The organism is uncultured Campylobacter sp. (genome assembly GCF_938018035.1).
Lineage (GTDB): Bacteria > Campylobacterota > Campylobacteria > Campylobacterales > Campylobacteraceae > Campylobacter_B.
This window is the reverse complement of the sequence record NZ_CALIJF010000337.1, coordinates 1-1,270: the sequence shown is the minus strand read 5'-3', so window position 1 is coordinate 1,270 and position 1,270 is coordinate 1. Positions and strand designations below refer to the sequence as shown.

1 protein-coding gene and 1 pseudogene are annotated in these 1,270 nt (G+C 36.7%); one reads left to right on the top strand and one right to left on the bottom strand.

Features of this window, described 5'->3' with window-relative positions; genetic code table 11:
* Positions 1-263, top strand: a 263-nt coding sequence (locus Q0257_RS10350) for a hypothetical protein (protein ID WP_298024608.1), incomplete at its 5' end; no start/stop codon positions are given.
* Positions 264-1,061: 798 nt separating this feature from the next.
* Here the strand turns inward: Q0257_RS10350 and Q0257_RS10345 are convergent.
* Positions 1,062-1,270: pseudogene (locus Q0257_RS10345) on the bottom strand (methionine ABC transporter permease); the annotation flags it as partial.

The following is a 1,270-nucleotide window of genomic DNA, read 5'->3' as shown; positions in this document are numbered from 1 at the left end:
AATCCTATATAAAATTTCAGGGGCGGAAGATTTCTCGCCCCTTTTTAAATTTAGATGCTACGCAGATGATCTCGTTTGTGGCGCATAAAGAGACCATCGATCTTGCAATGCAAAACGGGATAAATTTAGTAGCTCTGCTCTTATGCAATAATAATCTTATTAAACGCGCAGTATCCGTCCGCGTGAAATTTACCGCAAGCGGCGCCAATACAATTTATAAAATTCTATGCCGCTTTAAAATTCCTCAATACGAAAGAATTTAGGCTCAATTCGCAGGGGAATTTCATAGTCTGCCTTATTTTAAAGAACTGGCGTAATCTTAGGTTCTTTTACCAAAGCCCAAAAAGCTTATCAAAGCGGCAATACCATCATTATTGGCTTTTATTTATATCCTGCGCTTTATATTTTAAAAGTAGCTACAAAATTTCGAAGTAAAAGTGAAATTGTATAAGAAAAATCACGCAAACTTAAAATTATAAAATTTTAAAACTGCTTGTCTTAGAATTTATAAGCAAAATTTCGTAAGGTCTAAATTTTTAAAATTTTAAAATTCCGTGCCTTAGAATTTCAAATTTTAACTTACGCTTCTCATTAAGGTTTGGGCTAAATTTTAAATTTTAGGCAATTAAATTTTAAAATTCTGCGCCTAAATCTTGCCTGCGAATTTTAAAATTATCCAGCATAGTTTCGATCGTTCGCTTCAAAGATGCGACCTGTTATAAAAATAAAAGTTTACTCTACGCAAAACAAGTCTTGGCACGAGCTTTGCTTTAGCTACGCAAAACCTTAAATTTAAGCCTTGACGGCAGGTAAATCTAACTGCTTACGATTATAGAATTTCAAGCGGTATTCATAGCGTTGCAAACCTACCTTTCTTATAATTTTATAGTTTGGTAAACGGATTATACAAATGAACGGTCTATAGTTTAAGATCTACTTTTTGCAATTTTATACTAATAGAAAATGTTTGATATCTCGTTAAGCTACGGGTTTGAGCCTACTTTTTGTGATCTTATAAAAATTCTCGGTCACAGAATTCTCATTCACGAAATTGTTTAAGCCTACTTTTTCGTAATTTTATAGAGCAAATTTCCGATGCTTTGTATGATCTGCACGAGCACGATCAGGATCACGACGGTGTATGCCATTATATCGGGGCGGAAGCGCTGAAAGCCGTAGCGGATCGCCACGTCGCCGAGCCCGCCGCCGCCGACAGTGCCCGCCATCGCCGTAAATCCGATGATGACGATGAGCGTGAGCGTAATCGCGC